This window comes from Pedobacter psychrotolerans, assembly GCF_004340665.1.
Lineage (GTDB): Bacteria > Bacteroidota > Bacteroidia > Sphingobacteriales > Sphingobacteriaceae > Pedobacter > Pedobacter psychrotolerans.
The window spans coordinates 30,094-47,868 of sequence record NZ_SLWO01000013.1 but is presented as its reverse complement, the minus strand read 5'-3'; the positions used below and the strand labels follow the sequence as shown (position 1 = coordinate 47,868).

Below are 17,775 nucleotides of genomic sequence, written 5' to 3'. Positions count from 1 at the left end.
CGAAGCTAAAACTTAATTTCAATCGGTGAGACACCGACCGATAGGTTATGGCGATCGCTACTCCCCTCCTTTTTTTAAGGAGGGGTGCCTGAAAGGCGGGGTGGTTGAATTTTCGCAGCTGGAAGATTGAAAGGAGCTGGGGCATGGAAGATGGAAGTGGTTAGAAACGCAGGGATTCTTCGCTGCGCTCTGAATGACAGAACTAGATGTAAAGACGTAAAGCCCTTATCTGCCTAGCGGCACCTTTCCCCTAAAAGGGAAAGGGCGATGAAAAGATCATGAAAAATTTATTACTTTTTTAATATCAGGGCTTTATTGTACTGATAATTCATCCTGCCAATATGCAACACCGAAATTTCCTGGGGGCATTCTACTTCACAGGCTTCTGTATTGGAGCAGTGTCCGAAACCTTCGGCATCCATTTGACTCACCATTTTAATCACCCTGTCTGCCGCTTCCAGCTTTCCCTGTGGCAATAGTACCAGGTGAGAAATTTTGGCGGAGGTAAAAAGTGCAGCACTTGAATTTTTACAGGTAGCTACACAGGCACCACAACCAATACAGGCCGCAGCATCAAATGCGGCTTCTGTTGTTTCATGCGCAATGGGAATGCTATTAGATTCTGGTGCCTGACCAGTGGAAGCCGAAATATACCCTCCCGATTGGATAATGTGATCAAAACCAGAACGATCGATTTTCAGGTCGCGAAGAACAGGAAAAGCTGCGGCCCTGAAAGGCTCAATATAAACGGTTTCTCCATCTTTAAAACTCCTCATGTGCAGCTGGCAGGTGGTTGTTCCACTTAAAGGACCATGCGCCCGGCCGTTGATCATCATTCCGCATGCCCCGCAAATCCCTTCCCGGCAATCATGATCAAATTCAATTACCCTTTCCCCTTTTTGGATCAGCCGCTCATTCAACAGATCGAGCATTTCTAAAAATGACATGTGTTCGGATATGCCTTCAACCACATAACTTACCATATCACCTTTAGATTCCCTGTTTTCCTGGCGCCACACTTTCAAATATAATTTCATAATCAATTTAATCTAATAGGTACTTATTTATAACTTCTTACACTTAGTTTCACGGTATCGAAAACCAATGGTTCCTTGTGTAGTTCGGGTTGTTTGCCTTCACCTTTCCATTCCCAGGCAGATACGTAGCAGAAATCTTCGTCATTCCGAACAGCTTCGCCATCGGCAGTTTGATACTCTTCTCTAAAATGCGCACCGCAAGATTCTTCCCTTTGCAGGGCATCATAACACATCAGCTCACCCAGTTCCAGAAAATCAGAAACCCTTCCTGCCTTTTCGAGTTCGGAGTTTACCTGCTCATCACCAGTAATTTTCAGTTCGTGGTCAAATGACTTCTTAAGTGCTTTGATTTCGACAATGGCTTGTTCTAAACTTTCCTTCGTTCTGGAAAGGCCACATTTATCATAAAGCAATTTGCCGAGTGTTTTATGAAAATGATCGGCAGAGAAACGTCCTTTCAGGTTTAAAAACCTTTCCAGTTGTTCTCGTACAACCTTTTCTGCTTCGGCAAATGCCGGATGATCAGTGGTTACTTTTTCCGCCTTTAGCTCACCGGATAGGTAATTCGGAATGGTATATGGCGCAATAAAATAACCATCTACGCATGATTGAAGCAGTGAATTGGCTCCGAGGCGGTTCGCTCCGTGATCAGAAAAATTGGCTTCTCCTAAAGCAAATAGCCCCGGTATGGTGGTCATCAGGTTATAATCTACCCAAAGTCCACCCATGGTAAAATGGGCTGCCGGAGAAATCAGCATGGGTTCTTTATACGCATCTACGCCGTTAATTTTGTCGTACATCCGAAAAAGGTTGCCATATTTCTCTTCAATTTTGGTTAAACCCTGCTCTTTGATGGCTTTTGAAAAATCCAGACAAACGGCATTTTTCATCGGGCCAACACCACAACCTGCATCAATCCTTTCTTTGGCTGCCCTGGAAGAAATATCCCTCGGTGAAAGATTTCCGAAAGTAGGATAACGTCTTTCCAGGTAATAATCTCTTTCCTCCTCGGGTATATCGTTCAGCACCCTGTCGTCTCCTGCTTTTTTAGGCACCCAGATTCGGCCATCATTCCGCAGGGATTCAGACATCAGGGTGAGTTTAGACTGGGTTTCTCCGATTTGCGGCAAACAGGTGGGGTGAAACTGAATCCAGCTCACTCCTGACATTAATGCGCCCTTTTTATGTGCCCGCCAAATGGCCGAAGTATTGCAGCCCATAGCGAGGGTAGAGAGGTAATATACCTTTCCGTAGCCGCCTGTTGCCAGTACCACAGCATTGGCCGAATGCCGTTCAATTTCGCCGGTTTCGAGGTTTCGGGCAATGATGCCACGGGCCTTTCCATCCACCATAACCAAATCAAGCATTTCATGTCGGGTATAGGTTTTTACTTTACCTGCCGAAACCTGCCGCATCAATGCCTGGTAGGCACCAATCATAAGCTGCTGCCCGGTTTGACCGCGGGCATAAAAGGTTCGCGATACCTGAACCCCGCCAAAAGAGCGGTTATTTAAATATCCGCCATACTCCCTGGCAAAGGGAACGCCTTGTGCTACGGCCTGATCAATCAAGGCCAGGGAGCATTCTGCCAGGCGGTACACATTAGCTTCACGGGAGCGGAAATCGCCACCTTTAATGGTATCGTAAAACATCCGGTACACACTGTCTCCATCATTTTTATAGTTTTTGGCTGCATTTACCCCACCTTGAGCGGCCACCGAGTGTGCTCTCCTCGCCGAATCCTGAAAACAGAAAGATTTTATATTGTAGCCCTGTTCTGCCAGTGTAGCGGCACAAGACGAACCTGCAAGTCCGGTTCCCACCACAATAATATCCAGTTTCTTTCGGTTGGCAGGGTTGATGAGTTTTGAGCTATCCTTGTAATTGCTCCATTTATCGGCAAGATTTCCCTCAGGAATTTTAGCGTCTATCATTAGGAATTGAAATTAAAATATATGTAAAGGGGAATCAGCATAAAACCAAAGGTGATCAGCAGCGAATATGCCCATCCAAAAACACGCACTACTTTAGCATATTTGGGCTGATAAAGCCCCAGCGTTCTTGAGGCACTGAAAAAACCGTGCAGGAGGTGAAAACCAAGGGCGATAAAGGAAAGTTCATAAAGGATGATGTACCAACCCTGCTGAAATGAGCTGATAACAATGGAATAGAGGTCTTTATTTCCTTTTGCATCCAGCGGAAGATGGCCAAATTTGTACACATACCAGTAATCCTTAAAGTGGATGACCAGAAAAATGAGGATAATGGTACCCAGTATACCCATATTCCGGCTATTCCATGAACTGACTTGGCCACGTTTATCGTATACATATTGGCTGCCCTGCGCTTTAATATTTACCCGGGTAAGAATCAGTGCATATACGGCGTGCGCTATAATGGAGAGGTATAGTACATAAGAAATAATCTTGATCAGGATGTTCCCGGACAGTAAATGAGAATACCAGTTAAACTGTTCTCTTGCAATGGCAGGAGGCGATAGCAACTGGAGATTCCCCAGTAAATGAATGATGAGAAAGAAGCAAAGGAAAAGCCCTGTGACAGCCATCACCAGTTTATACATTAATGTTGTTTGTTTCATAGTTGATTTGTTTTCAAAAATTTAGAAATGTGCTTGCCTACCAAAGGCCAATCACTTTCCACCACATACCGCCCACGATAAACCAAACTAACAGGAAGAGTACACTCATGAAAAAACCTTGTTTCCACCAGTCTTTCAGATCTACATAAGTACTCCCGAAAAATATTGGTGCCGGGCCGTGGCCATAGTGGGTAAGTGATCCCATCAGTGATGCACAGGCTCCTAAAAAGATGGCAAGCATGGTTCCTGGTACACCAACGGCTATACCCACCGCCAGAAACACAGAATACATGGCTGCAACCTGTGCGGTGGCGCTGGCAAACATATAGTGGCAATAAGAGTACACCAGAATAATAACGGGAAAAGCCATTTGCCAACTTAAATGAGCCATTTGTCCACCCACCAGGTGTCCAAACCAACCTATAAAGCCTAAAGAATTTAGAAATGACCCCATCATCACTAATGATGAAAACCATACAATGGTATCCCAGGCCCCTTTTTCAGATTTTACATCTTCCCAGGTGAGTACGCCACATAACAATAGGATACAAAGACCAATCAATGCGCCAGTTGTGGCATCGATGGCAAATAAGTTTCCAAAAATCCAGAGTACGAGCAAAATAATAAAGGTGGCTACCATCAACCATTCTTTAATGGTAATCGGCCCCATTTCTTTTAATTGTTTGGCAGCAATGGCAGGCGCTTCTTTGGTTTCTTTTAATTCTGGCGGAAAAACTTTATACAGAAATATCGGAACCAGCAGAAAGCAAACCAGTCCCGGAACAAGTGCTGCTATGGCCCAGCTTCCCCAGGTGATGGTTACACCCAAATCTTTTGCAAATTTCTGTGCCATGGGATTACTGGCGGTGGCGGTTAAAAACATCACCGAGGTAATCATGTTGGCATTATAACTACTCAGGGTTAGGAATGCGCCAATTTTTCTGTGCGTTTCAGCTTTTTCAGGGATCGATCCCATGTTCACCGCAATGGATTTCATAATTGGAAAGATTACCCCTCCTGCCCTTGCGGTATTACTTGGAATGGCTGGAGCGAGAATAAGATCGGCAGTGTTTAAACCGTAAGCCAGTCCAAGTGGACTTTTACCAAACACTTTAATGAAACTGTAAGCGATTCTCGTTCCCAAACCTGTTTTGATAAATCCCCTGGCAATAAAAAAGGCAAGACCGATTAACCAGATGGTTGAATTACCAAAACCACTTAATGCATTGAGGATGGACTTGGTGGGATCGCCGGGGGCGAGTACCTGTGTAGCGGCACAAAGGGTAATCCCAATGATTGCCATAGTACCCATAGATGCGGCTTTAGAAATAATCCCCACTATGGTAGCCACAAAAATGGCAAGCAAATGCCAGGCGTTGGGCTTTACCCCATCGGGCACCGGAATAAACCAGATGACTACACCAACAACAAGGGTGATAATGAGTGATTTAAAATTGATCTCTTTCATAATATTTTAGTTAAAAGCGTATTTGTAACTGAACATAGCCCAGATTATGGTTGTAGGTGGTGCTTAAGGGAACTTCATTTTTAAATTTATCAATGGCTACGCCCAGTTGTAGGGCCGCATAAAAATCATCGGCAAAAATCAGGGAGACATTTGGAATGAGGGTTTGGCGGGGATTGCTGGCTAGCTTATAGTTTTCATCAAAATATTCATACCTGCAAGAAAATTCTATAGCCCGCAAGCGTCTGCTTTCGTGATTGTAGCGAAGGGTTGGAAAAAAATAAAATCCCTGCATCTGGTATTCATCAAGATCCGGACGGATGAGCTGTTTATCGGTATTGTAGGCTAGAAAATTTGCACCCTTTTTGTATTCTGCCATGAGTAATAGGTCGAATTTTCCACTTAAAGGTATTTTAGCCGTCACATCGGCTCCATAGGCCTGGCCAATGTCACTGGCGGCCATACTCCCTGAACCTGCGTTAACACCCACGGTAAAACCTTTAAGAAAATCTGCTTCCAGCCTGCCATAAAGATTTTTGGTGTTATTATCATCCGAAGACTGGTTTTTGTTATTGCCGTTATAAGCCCCTGCAAAATAGCGGAGTTTACCACCGGGGATTACATTGCCCAGAATGGAAATTCCAGTCTGAAAACTCTGCCATCCATTTTTTCCAAACGCATAGTATTGGTTAGAAAAATCCAAAGTGCGGATAATATCAACAGGAATTACATCCTCTATTCCGAAAAAGGGCCTGAACTGGCCAGCCTGAATATGAAAATACTGGTTAAGCGAATATTTGATGTAGGCGTTTTCCAGTACTTTATTGGTCGGATCGCTGTTAAATTCAGCAAGGTTAGCCAGGATATTGGCCGAGAAATGATCGTTGATATCTCCTTTCAACATTACCCTTGCCCGTTTCACCAGAAAAGTGTTGGAGATCGCTTTCGACGTTGCCGGATCAAAGTTTTTGCCGTTGATGTCTGCATTTTTATCTAAAGCGAGTACATACCTGGTTTGCAGCACTCCTGCAAATGTTAGCTTTCTTTTATAGGCAGAGTAGTTTTTGATCGTATCTGTGAGCCTGGTGCGGTCTTTTTGTTGCGAATTGGCAAAAAATGGGCTGCCGAAGATGCATGTAATAAAAAATAAATAGAAGTGTTTCACGATGTGATGGAGTTAGGTATGATTTATATAGAGCTAAAAAACCTGCTATTTGATACTTCCGATCATATCTTCAGGACGGACCCACTCATTAAACTGCTCATTGGTAACCAGGCCAAGACTGATGGCAGATTCTCTTAATGATTGATTGTTTTTAAGTGCAGCCTTGGCAATTTTTGCCGCATTATCATATCCAATATGTGGGTTTAATGCGGTTACAAGCATGAGGGAAGTTTCCAGGTGTTTTTTAATCCCATCATAATTGGGTTCAATACCCATGGCGCAGTTTTCATTAAATGAGCAACAGGCATCACCAATCAACCTGGCCGACTGTAGAAAATTAGCCGCCATAACGGGTTTAAATACATTGAGCTGAAATTGTCCGTTTGATCCGGCAATGGTAATGGCTACATCATTACCCATTACCTGTGCGGCAACCATGGTTACGGCTTCATTTTGGGTGGGGTTTACTTTACCAGGCATAATGGAAGAGCCTGGCTCGTTTTCTGGCAGGTGAATTTCACCAATACTGCATCTCGGCCCGGAAGCTAACATTCGGATATTGTTCGCAATATGCATCAGTGAAACGGCGATCTGCTTTAATGCACCATGGCTTTCCACAATTGCATCATGAGCAGAAAGGGCTTCGAATTTATTGTCTGCCGTACGGAATGGAAACCCGGTAAACTCAGCAATGTATTTGGCAACGAGTACATCATAACCTGCCGGCGTATTCATTCCCGTACCTACCGCTGTACCACCCAATGCCAGTTCAGAAAGGTGATCCAAGGTGTGTTGTAAAGCGCTCAACCCGTGATCCAACTGAGAAACATAACCTGAAATTTCTTGTCCGAGTGTTAAAGGTGTGGCATCCATCAGGTGCGTTCTGCCAATCTTCACCACATCCATAAAGTCATCCGATTTAACCCTTAAGGTATCTCTTAACTTTTCTAGTCCCGGAATGGTCACATCAACCAGAATTTTATAGGCTGCAATATGCATAGCAGTCGGAAAGGTATCATTTGAAGACTGCGATTTATTTACATCATCATTGGGGTGAACATATGGCGTGCCTTTCCCCATTTCATTCCCCTGCAGCACATGAATCCGGTTGGAAATGACTTCATTGGCATTCATATTCGACTGCGTTCCTGAACCGGTTTGCCAGATCACCAATGGAAATTCTCCATAAAGCCGTCCATCTATAATTTCATCACAAACTTTTGCAATCAGATCTCTTTTATCTCGAGGCAGTACATTTAAATCTTTGTTGGCGAAGGCGGCTGCTTTTTTCAAATACCCAAATGCCTCAATAATTTCTTCGGGCATGGATGCTTTCGGGCCGATCTTGAAATTGTTTCTTGAACGCTCAGTTTGCGCACCCCAGTAAGCATTTAATGGTACCTGGACATTGCCCATACTATCGTGTTCAGTTCTTAATGCAGAAAGATTTGCAGTATTGATTTCTTCTAGGGTTGGCATATTCTTTAATTAGGATTTATGTAAAGATGGGCAGCTTTCAATGCGTATACCATGATGTTAATCAAGCCAGATAATGATGTGAATCAGCAGGAAATAGCGATAAATAAACCTACTTTGTATCTTGTGTTTACCAGTTTGGTATCCGCATTGTTTTTAAACAGAATCGTTATGCCTTATTTACAACTTGAAGTCATCAGAAATTATCCCTACGCCACGAAAAAACTCTTGGCTAAGCGCATTGGCGAAACTTATTCCAGAATCATGAAAGCTGATGCGAACCGGATTACCGTAAGCATCAGGGAACTGGGAGAAGGCGCAATCTGGAGGTGTGGTGATGGAGAACCCATGCCTGCTGCAATTATGATGTGTGACATTCGCCAGGGCCGTGATGCCCATACCAGAACAGCACTTTCAAGAGCCTTAATTGATATGTGCAATGAGGTGCTAGGATTGGAAACTGGCCAGCTTAACATCGAATTTACACAGCACAGCGGAGATGAAATGTATCATCAGCGCCTGGGAAGCTTTAGTTCAGAGTGGTCACCAGATGAAGGCTCTTTGTAATGAAGGAACTGAATTTAGCGCTTTCAAACTTATCCGCAAATCAGAAGCGAGTAGCCTTGGAGAACCATACATGGTCATTTCCAGTGCCCGATCCTGGGCGTAAAAATCATTATAAATCACTAGCTGGCTATCAATCATTTCGCATGTAATGTAATTTATGGATAATGGCAACGGGGTTCTGAGTACAAAATCCTTTTTTTGATCGGTTGCTATTGCTTTTCGCATGATGGGTATTTGGGCTTTGCTGCCATCTGCCGACAAAATAAGTGAGGCCAGCTTTTCTATTTTTTCCACCCGAATACATCCGTGACTCAACACCCTTTTTTCAGACAGGAACAATTTAGGCTGTGGGGTATCATGCAACAAAACCGGAGCGGGATTGTTAAATCTAAATACCAGTTTGCCCATTGCATCATCACATCCGGTTGATTGCCTTGCAAAGTAATTCTTTGGGTGCGCTTTAATGTACTGTAACTTTTTAGCACTCACTGCTACATAATTCCCTCTTGCATCATAGATGGTTAAATGATTGTTCTCAAGATAATTTTCATCTTTGATTGCTTTAGGCAATAATTCATTAACGAAAATTGTATAAGGTACTTTCCGTTCAGGAGCGGTAGTAAAATGTGTAATGGAACTTTCTAAATTAGGTGTTGGTGATGAGGCTTTACCTACTATGGTTATGAATATATATACCGAGTCTTCAACATTTAGCCTGGCAATTTGTGCGGGAATGTTGATCGTTAAAGATGGCCCGGGCTTACTGGTGTTCCAACGCAAACGTTCCATATTGATCGTCATCGTTCGAACGCTTTTTTCAGGGAATGCATAGCTATCTTCCAGGTATTGCCCCCGAACCAGGTGCAGGTATTTTTGCAGGTCAGCGTATGCTTTACTTAAAGGTTGAACGGTGGAGATTTCATTGTAAAAATCTTTGCTTTCCATGAGTTGAGCTAATTTAAGCACGGCGTTAAATTCGTCTATTTCGCCCTCATCAACTTTGGCAGGAGTTAATAAAATATTAAACTTCCCGTAATGCAAGTGGTTCATAAAGGTGATCATCGCATCAGTCATTAATACATCAAAGATTGCCCTTTGCCCGTCGCTAAGCATATCGGGCTGCTCAGCGAGCACTTCAATCTGGTTATAAACAAGTTCATTGGGATGAAAATCCTGACGGTTCAAACCATATTGTGAGATACAATCCAGGATCAGCATGGCTGGTGCCAGCTGTCTGTTATGATTAAGCTTAGTTACCCATGATAGCCGATAAGATTTAGCCTTATAAAATCTCTCCACTGATTTTGGGTAGTTAAGCATATTCTTATATTTCAATAGCTGCGCTTTTGTTTCCTTCGTGATCAACTCTTCTACTTTTTCACCCTTCTTGGTAAAAGATATTACAGGGTTTTGCGCAAACACATTTAATGATACATGTACAAACATGCAGACCAACCAAATGATAAATATTATCCTTTTATATTTTGGCTGATGATCGGATTTAAGGAGATTTTTCATTTGTAATGATTGAGGATGGGATGATATTAAAAGAAATTAAACTGGCATAGCTTTTCACATATGTTTTTGATATGCCTGATTAAATTTGATAACTAAATTGGGACGTAAATTATGATGGAAATATGAGTAGTGGAACGGGTTGATATAGGGAGCACTTATCTTTGAAATATTGCCGCGTAATGAAATTAAAATGAAAATGCTGGTCAACCAGAACCAAAAGGTCAGCTTTCATTTCACTAACTACAACTTCCAGGGTATCGGTAGATTTGCCTTGATCCAACATATTTAGGAAAAGCTTCTCATAACCTATATGGCAACTAACTTCTTCATTAAATACTTCCTCTGCCTGATTGATGTCCATTAGGGGAAGACCACTGGCTGAGGAGTGTGCGATAACCAGATTGGCATCGCAACAGTTGGCCAGGTGTGCTAAAAACTTTACTGTGCTCATGCCGCAGAAACGAAGATCAGTCAGATACACGATCCTTTTAAGTTCATTTTCAGACCAAGAGGAAGGAATGATGAGTAGCGGTACATGAATTTTATGCAACAAGTTATTAATGGCAAGATTTACATTGAGCAAAGCCTGGGGCAAAAATTCATCCAAACCCTTTACCACCATTAAAATCTCGTTTTCGCATGCAAGCTTATACAGGTCTTCACTTTCACAAGAAAACGTTAATTCCTGAATCACGGGTTTGAATCCAGGATGTATCATTTTTCTTTCCAAAAAATTCTTCATCAGTTTAGAATCGACCGCTGGAGAATTCTTTTCCGCTGGAAGTGTTTCTGTCCATCCATACTCGGCTGTAGTTAATTTTAGCACCGGTATATCAGCCAGGATAATATTTACCTCTAAACGTTGTGCCAAAATGAGTGCAAATACGGCGGCATGTTCAGCCTCTGTGCTCTGATCGTTAATGATGATAATGGATTTCATTTGATATTGGTTTAAGCTATACGTTGATAATAAAGATCGGTATAGCTTGAAGCAAATGAAATGATGGCAATCACCTTATTGATTGCGGGTGGTCATGATAATAGCATCTGGCAGAAAATCAGAGATCTTGTAGCCCCTCCTATTATTTCTTTTTTACCAGATTTCGTTGCCGTTCCTTTCAATGTGAAAATCCGGACGCAGGGGACCAATGAGATTCATAGGCTGGTCAGTATCATTTTTAAATAAATGCTTACCATCCAAGACCAAGTTTATACCCATGTAAACGATTAGGTTGCTCTTAAATGAAAACCGGACTTCTATTTTCTGAATAACCTCTTTTACCCCTTTAACAGATTTGGCAGCATGTTCCGCAGCAAACTTTTTCGCATAACTGTCCACTGAACCTTTAAGGGTAACAAGACCATTCTCTACCACAACTTCTATTTTCTCTACATCAATCAGAGCATCAGCACGAATGGCTGCTCTAACCTCCTGCTCTAGTTTTTTATCTCTATTTTTCATAATAATCTCCATTATTAATGAGCTAAATACGCTTCTACTTAACATAATATTTACATTTATTTGTGTACAAATAGCAAACAAAACAATTATCTGGCTCCTTTAAATTTCCATTTTTTGATTTCTGGGTTAAGCAGTAATGGGTTGGCCTGTAAATAAACCTGACCTGCAGATAAGTAATTTACCGCTTGCCAATATTGGCGTATTTTCTCAGTTACTGCTTCTGAAATTTCTTGCATGGTATTTTGAATTAAGCATTAAAACAGGCGCGCTGCGATAAGCTTAATGGATAATCATGATATGATTTCTATTGATGTTGATTAAAAATGAGCATTGGGATACTCAGCTGGCCGGCAAGTTTTTTGGTTACACTACCTTTTAATAACCTGCTAAAGAAACCGTGCTCCCGGTGAACCACCACTAATAAATCCATACGTTTCTCGATCATTAGTTTCTCAAAAGTGGCGACCTCGTTATCCCCATTTATTTTACGAAAATGTATACCAGGATAGCCCAGTGCGTGCCTTAAATCATTGATCATATCGTAGATTTTTTCTTTTAACGCCGCACCTGCTTCCGTAGCGGAAATATGGACTATAGATATCTCAGACATAAATGATCTGGCTAGCTTGACAAGCTTGCTGAGAAAAACTTTGTCTCCATGAAGATCGCTGAGGTCTGATGCAAAGTAAATGTTGCGAATGGGCTCAAACTTTGATTTTAATGGGATTATTAAGGCTGGCACCTGCAAAGAGTCAATCATTGTTCTGGCCTGGTCCATTTTCAAAAAGCCATCCATATGGTCATCATGAGTACCCATGGCAAGTAAATCCACTGGCCGATCTGAAATAATTTCAGCAACAACATCCTGAAGGCTTCCAGTCTGATTGATAATGGTTAGTTGTGGTTTTTCAATTTGGGATTGATCTCGCTGCTGCAAATGTACCCTCAGTTTATTGAGATTTACTTCGCTCCGGTTTTTTATCACCTCTGGTAATTCCATAGGCCATAAAACCAACCCTGCATTCGGAAGTTCGGATGGAATGGTGATGGCATTACAAAGGGTAATATTGGCATGAATTTTTTTCGAAAAGTCATAAGCATATGCGGCAACATGGTTTGCATTAGCGGAAAAATCCGTTAATAAGAGTACATTTTTCATAGCTGGTATTTTATATGTTCAGTTCATGTATTTTTTGTGGGCACTAATTTGTATAACACCCATTATTTTGATGGTTTTACTTGAAATTAACTTGTAAAATTGAACTAAGAGCTATGGCAGCATACCGGCAAAAATTGCTTATCAGTCAATACAAGAATTGGTTGATGGTTTTTCATAAAACAAAAGTATCACCCTATTCATCAGTAGAAATGATTGCACCTACCTAAATTGATGATGCTCATCATGAGGAGCAAACCGTTTTTACATTTTGAATGACGAATTGCAGGGCTAATATTCTTTGAAGGAATAAAATTCAAACAATCCCCTCCGGGGATGGTTCTACTAGAGCAGCCAAAACATTTGACTGTTAATCAATAAATTATGGAAAATGCCGTATTGCTTAAGGCAATTATTGACAACGCAATAGACGGATTGATCACTATTGATGACAGCGGTATAGTAGAGTCGATTAATCCATCTGCCTGCCGGCTTTTCGACTATGCGCCAGAAGAGGTTATTGGACAAAATATCTCCGTGTTAATGCCTCAACCTGATAGATCTTATCATGACCGTTATCTTTTTAATTATAAACAAACCGGCGAGGCAAATATTGTTGGCATTGGAAGAGAGCTGACAGGCATGAAGAAAGACGGAAGCCACTTTCCGTTTCGTCTGGGTGTAAGTGAAGTCAGGTTTTCTGGTAGGATAATCTATGCTGGCTTTATTCATGACCTGACGAGAGAAAAAGAGGCAGAAGGGAAACTACACGATTATGCGGCACAACTGGAAATACAGGTGGAAGAGCGAACGCATTCTTTAAGGATGAGTGTGGACGAACTCCAAAAAACTCAAGTTGATTTGAACCAGTCACTCAACAAAGAAAAAGAACTTGGCCAGTTAAAAAGCAGATTTGTCTCTATTGCTTCTCATGAGTTCAGGACGCCATTGAGTTTAGTTCAACTATCCGCCTCCCTGATTGATCGATATGCCGAATCGCTTGATCAAAAAAATATAGGAAAGCATGTTGGCAAAATTAAGGATGCGGTACTTAATATTACGGCTATTTTAAATGACTTTTTATCTCTCGAAAAATTGGATAGTGGAAAAGTTAAGCCAACGCTAAGCCATTTTAACTTATCAGATATGGCAGAAGAAATTACTGATGAGATGCAGGTTGTTTTACGGGGTAAGCAAAAGATCATCTTTAAACACCAGGGTACGAGCCAAAAGATCACACTCGATCAAAACCTATTGAAAAATTGTATTATCATCTTAATAGATAATGCCATTAAATATTCAGGAGATAATAGTCAGATTCAGTTTTATACCAAGATTAATGACCATAATTGTACCATTAGAATATGTGATGATGGGATAGGTATTCCTGAAGGTGATCATAAGCATCTTTTTGAGGCCTTTTTCAGAGCGCATAATACCGGAAACATATCTGGTAACGGATTGGGATTAAGCATACTATCCAGATATACCGGACTGATGAATGGGCATGTCAGTTTCAAAAGCAGAGTGAACAGGGGAACGTTATTTACACTAACCTTCCCACAAAAAAATAACCATGAGTAAAAAAGTATTGATCATTGAAGATCATGATGATATCCGTGCAAACCTGGTTGAAATCCTTGAAATGGCCCGTTATACGGTATACCAGGCACAGAATGGAAAACTAGGCGTTGATTTGGCTATAAAACATGTTCCAGACATCATACTTTGTGATATCATGATGCCAGAACTTGATGGCTATGGGGTTTTATATATGCTCAACAGGCATGAGCAAACAACAGGAATCCCTTTTATTTTTCTTACTGCAAAGGCCGAGCATGCAGACCTTCGAAAAGGTATGGAACTGGGGGCCGATGATTATTTGATCAAGCCTTTTGATGATATGGAGTTATTAAATGCCATTGATATCCGTTTAAGAAAAAAGGCCGCAAATGATCTTTCTCACCAAAACAAAACTGAAGAGTTTAAAGTGTTGGTTGAGAAAACAGATGGTCTTGCTGAATTTAATAAGATTATTGAAGAAAAAAAAAGCCGGGATTTTAAAAAGAACCAGGTGATCTATTATGAAGGTGACCATGGAAAAGGGCTGTATCTGATTACGCAAGGAAGGGTTAAGACGATAAAACTGGCAGAGGATGGCAGGGAACTAATGACCGGGATTTATGGTCAGGGTGACTATTTAGGAATTAATGCAGTGTTAAGTGACAGTTGTTATGCTGATACGGCAACAGCCCTGGAAGATAGTAGGGTGTGCCTCATTCCATTAGATCAAATGGAAACCATACTAAATTTATATCCGGAGGTGGCGAGAAAGTTTATTCATTTACTTTCAAGAGATAATAGAGCAAAGGAAGAGCAGCTCTTGGAATTAGCCTATCATTCAGTAAGAAAGAAAATGGCTGGCACACTGCTCCGCCTTTACGGACAAAGAAAAGTAGATGACAATTTAATAAATATCTCCAGAGAAGACCTTGCTGCAATGGCATGTATGGCCACAGAAACGGTAAGCCGCACTTTATCTGATTTTAAAGATGAACTGCTCATTGATAGAAACGGCACAAAAATTACAGTACTTAACCATGAAGGGCTTGCTAAAATGAAAAATTAATGGCTATAACTCTCAAATACTATTCCCTATAGCAATTTATATTATGATTTTTTTACTGGCTTATTATTGTATTAAAACAGCATTCCTTTATAGCCTTCCGGGATAACCATTAAGGGGAGATGAGTATGCCTGGCCATTTTTTGCGAATGGCTGTTATGTAAAACATCTGCCCCCAACTTATGCTTCCGGTGGATAACGGCCAGCATATCTGTACCTCCATGATTGCTCAACCAGTTTAATCCATCTTCTATTTTAGCTTGATAAACATTTTCATAGTACATCTTATTATAAGTAACCTTAGATTTAAGTTCACTCATAAATGAATCAATCCGTTGAGGCAACAATTTATCTTCACGATTTATAATTACATGAACAATTAAGAGTTCTGCATTAAGCTTACCCGCAAATAAAGCTAACAATTGAATGGTTTCCATATCGCTGATATTCAAATCTGTTGCAAAGGCTATCTTTTTTATTGGAACAAAATCCGTACCTTTTGGGATAAGCATGAGTGGGTATTCTGCAAAATCGATACTATCTCTGCTGCAACTGCCCTTTATTAAGCGTTTCATATCTCCATTACCAGAAAGCCCGAGAATAACCATTCCTATATTATCCGACTGAACAGTTTCCCTTAGTACGTCACCTACAGGTCCAAGTGCAGATCTGACCGTAATTTTGGGTATGTACCCTTCACCTTTGCAAGATTCGAGGAGGTCTGTATGTAGCTTTTCAGAAACTTTGTTTAAAAGAACATCATTTCGCCTGATTGTAGTCTGTTCATCTTCTACTGGCCAGATGACCTGTAATGGAGAATCCGCATCTACGGATAAGGCATGAATGAGCTTTATGTCAGCCCCCAATTGAGCAGCAAACTGGCAAGCATAGTCTGCAGCCTGGTTGGAGACTGCTGAGAAATCGGTTGCTATAAGTATTGTTTTCATCTTTTCAATTATATATAGCAAAGTTTACCAATCTCAAGTTAATGTACCATGAGCACCATCAATGCAAAATATGATATGGAACTTGATCACCAGAATATCTGAAAAAAATTTCTCATTAAATAGGCTTCCAGCATGGATATGCTAATCATTATGCTGAAAATCAGACAAAATTGACAATATCCTACTTTTATGATCCTGATCAGGAGTAATTATGACGAAAATTACTGCAACAAAAGTTGGTTATTTAATTTCGGTCGGTGAGACACCGACCGATAGTTATGGCGGTCGCTACTCCCCTCCTTTTTTTAAGGAGGGGTGCCTGAAAGGCGGGGTGGTTGAATAACCTTCGCTTCGAAAAATTCCGTCATTCCGACCGCAGTGGAGGAATCTTTGAACTTAGTAAATTACGTTTATCAATAAATCCTGATTGTTTAAACAAAGTAGAGGACGACCTTTGAGTAAATAACCCCTATCCGCCTATCGGCACCTTTCCCCTGAAAGGGAAAGGGCAATAAAAAATTAAGTTACGAAGTTTCAAAGGCCAGGAGGATGGTAAAACTTCGTCAATTTTATCGGAACCCCATAACTTAACCACCCACTTCCCCTCATAGTTGTGTAATACAGACTACTAATTAATCTTCCGAACACTGAGGTGTTTCACCAACCGATAGGTAAATCTGCAAATAGCATTTAAGATAAAAGCCATTGGAAAACTTATTATGCCTACCTTACCTCAAATCCTTATGAATATGAAAATTGCTGTTTTTAGTACCTGTTCCTATGATCAGGAATTTTTAGAGAAATTTAACACCGGCCATAAAGTTGTTTTTTATGAACAATCGCTTAGTTTATTGAGTGTAGTATTAACAAAGGATTTCGATGCAGTATGCTTATTTGTAAATGACAGGGCAGACTACGAGGTTTTAGAAAAACTAAAAGATAATGGTGTAAAACTGATCCTTTTACGTTGCGCAGGGTTTAACAATATTGATCTTGAGGCTGCAGAAGAATTAGGGATCAAAATTTTAAGGGTACCCGCTTATTCTCCTGAAGCAGTGGCAGAACATACCATGGCTATGATGCTCACTTTAAACCGCAAAACCAATAAAGCCTACAACAGAATCAGAGATGGTAATTTCTCATTGGAATCTTTAATGGGCTTTAATTTAAACGGTTGTAAGGTTGCACTAATTGGTACTGGAAATATCGGAAAGGCCTTGTATAAGATTCTAAAAGGATTTGGCTGTAAGGTTGTTGCATTTGATCCTTATCCAGACGAAAATTTAATTTCAGAAGGATTAGTTTATGCGAATCTGAAAGATACCCTATGTGATGCCGAAATTATTTCTTTGCATTGCCCACTATCAGATCAATCCTTCCATATGATTAATGAGCAGACTTTAAAATTTTTCAAAAAAGGCGCTATGCTTATTAACACCAGCAGAGGTGGGCTTATAAATACTTCAGATATTATTAAAGCACTAAAATCTGGCCAGCTTGGTTATTTAGGACTCGATGTATATGAACAGGAATCAGCCTTGTTCTTTCATGACCTTTCTAACGAAGTTATTCAGGATGACCAGATCACCCGCTTAATGTCGTTCCCAAATGTTTTGATCACTTCTCATCAGGGATTTTTTACACGTGAAGCGATGCAACAAATTGCTGAGATTACTTTCGCCAATGCAGATGCCTTTGCTACTGGTGCGGCAATGCCTAATGAAATAAAGCCATAAATAAACAAGAAAAATTAATAT

Annotated in this window: 16 protein-coding genes; 4 read left to right on the top strand and 12 right to left on the bottom strand. The window is 40.8% G+C overall.

What is annotated here, in order from left to right; translation table 11 throughout:
• Positions 1-290 precede the first annotated feature (290 nt).
• Genes EV200_RS21515 through fumC form a run of 6 tightly spaced genes read right to left on the bottom strand, consistent with a single transcriptional unit; the run spans position 291 to position 7,745 of the window.
• Positions 291-1,037, bottom strand: coding sequence for a succinate dehydrogenase/fumarate reductase iron-sulfur subunit (locus tag EV200_RS21515; protein ID WP_132536512.1), 747 nt, complete (start codon positions 1,035-1,037; stop codon positions 291-293).
• Positions 1,038-1,060: 23 nt separating this feature from the next.
• The gene (locus EV200_RS21510) at positions 1,061-2,971 is read right to left on the bottom strand and encodes a fumarate reductase/succinate dehydrogenase flavoprotein subunit (protein WP_132536510.1); all 1,911 of its coding nucleotides are present in this window, start codon (positions 2,969-2,971) and stop codon (positions 1,061-1,063) included.
• Positions 2,971-3,636: a succinate dehydrogenase cytochrome b subunit gene (locus tag EV200_RS21505; protein ID WP_132536508.1), complete on the bottom strand. Its 666-nt coding sequence runs from the start codon at positions 3,634-3,636 to the stop codon at positions 2,971-2,973. Before EV200_RS21505 ends, EV200_RS21510 begins: the two co-directional genes overlap by 1 nt.
• Before the next feature lie 37 nt (positions 3,637-3,673).
• On the bottom strand, positions 3,674-5,104 hold the full coding sequence (locus EV200_RS21500; protein WP_132536506.1) for an anion permease: 1,431 nt from the start codon (positions 5,102-5,104) through the stop codon (positions 3,674-3,676).
• Positions 5,105-5,114: 10 nt separating this feature from the next.
• Positions 5,115-6,266 (bottom strand): porin, encoded by a 1,152-nt coding sequence (locus EV200_RS21495; RefSeq protein ID WP_165878000.1) that lies wholly within the window; start codon positions 6,264-6,266, stop codon positions 5,115-5,117.
• A gap of 45 nt (positions 6,267-6,311) precedes the next feature.
• Positions 6,312-7,745: a class II fumarate hydratase gene (gene fumC / locus EV200_RS21490; RefSeq protein WP_132536502.1), complete on the bottom strand. Its 1,434-nt coding sequence runs from the start codon at positions 7,743-7,745 to the stop codon at positions 6,312-6,314.
• A 51-nt stretch (positions 7,746-7,796) separates the two neighbouring features.
• Here fumC and EV200_RS21485 point away from each other — a divergent pair, with 51 nt between their 5' ends.
• Entirely contained in the window at positions 7,797-8,309 is a 513-nt protein-coding gene (locus tag EV200_RS21485; RefSeq protein WP_208864594.1) for a tautomerase family protein, read from the top strand.
• Here the strand turns inward: EV200_RS21485 and EV200_RS21480 are convergent.
• The 5 genes from EV200_RS21480 to EV200_RS21460 form a co-directional block, all read right to left on the bottom strand.
• Positions 8,286-9,827 carry a L,D-transpeptidase scaffold domain-containing protein gene (locus tag EV200_RS21480; RefSeq protein WP_132536500.1) on the bottom strand — a complete coding sequence of 514 codons (1,542 nt, stop codon included), beginning with the start codon at positions 9,825-9,827 and terminating at the stop codon, positions 8,286-8,288. The genes EV200_RS21485 and EV200_RS21480 overlap by 24 nt on opposite strands.
• A 109-nt stretch (positions 9,828-9,936) precedes the next feature.
• Complete coding sequence (locus tag EV200_RS21475) at positions 9,937-10,767, bottom strand: hypothetical protein (protein ID WP_132536498.1); 831 nt, start codon at positions 10,765-10,767, stop codon at positions 9,937-9,939.
• Between the two features lie 153 nt (positions 10,768-10,920).
• On the bottom strand, positions 10,921-11,289 hold the full coding sequence (locus EV200_RS21470; protein WP_165877999.1) for a BON domain-containing protein: 369 nt from the start codon (positions 11,287-11,289) through the stop codon (positions 10,921-10,923).
• A gap of 86 nt (positions 11,290-11,375) precedes the next feature.
• The gene (locus tag EV200_RS21465; protein ID WP_132536494.1) at positions 11,376-11,525 is read right to left on the bottom strand and encodes a phosphoketolase family protein; all 150 of its coding nucleotides are present in this window, start codon (positions 11,523-11,525) and stop codon (positions 11,376-11,378) included.
• Positions 11,526-11,593: 68 nt separating this feature from the next.
• Positions 11,594-12,448, bottom strand: coding sequence for a universal stress protein (locus EV200_RS21460; protein ID WP_132536492.1), 855 nt, complete (start codon positions 12,446-12,448; stop codon positions 11,594-11,596).
• Positions 12,449-12,829: 381 nt separating this feature from the next.
• Here EV200_RS21460 and EV200_RS21455 point away from each other — a divergent pair, with 381 nt between their 5' ends.
• Entirely contained in the window at positions 12,830-14,029 is a 1,200-nt protein-coding gene (locus EV200_RS21455) for a PAS domain-containing sensor histidine kinase (protein WP_132536490.1), read from the top strand.
• Positions 14,022-15,074 (top strand): response regulator, encoded by a 1,053-nt coding sequence (locus tag EV200_RS21450; RefSeq protein WP_132536488.1) that lies wholly within the window; start codon positions 14,022-14,024, stop codon positions 15,072-15,074. Before EV200_RS21455 ends, EV200_RS21450 begins: the two co-directional genes overlap by 8 nt.
• Before the next feature lie 71 nt (positions 15,075-15,145).
• Here EV200_RS21450 and EV200_RS21445 read toward each other — a convergent pair whose 3' ends face one another.
• Positions 15,146-16,018, bottom strand: a complete 873-nt coding sequence (locus tag EV200_RS21445; RefSeq protein ID WP_132536486.1) for a universal stress protein — start codon at positions 16,016-16,018, stop codon at positions 15,146-15,148.
• 749 nt (positions 16,019-16,767) lie between these two features.
• Here EV200_RS21445 and EV200_RS21440 point away from each other — a divergent pair.
• Positions 16,768-17,754, top strand: a complete 987-nt coding sequence (locus tag EV200_RS21440) for a 2-hydroxyacid dehydrogenase (protein WP_132536484.1) — start codon at positions 16,768-16,770, stop codon at positions 17,752-17,754.
• The last annotated feature ends 21 nt before the right edge of the window (positions 17,755-17,775 follow it).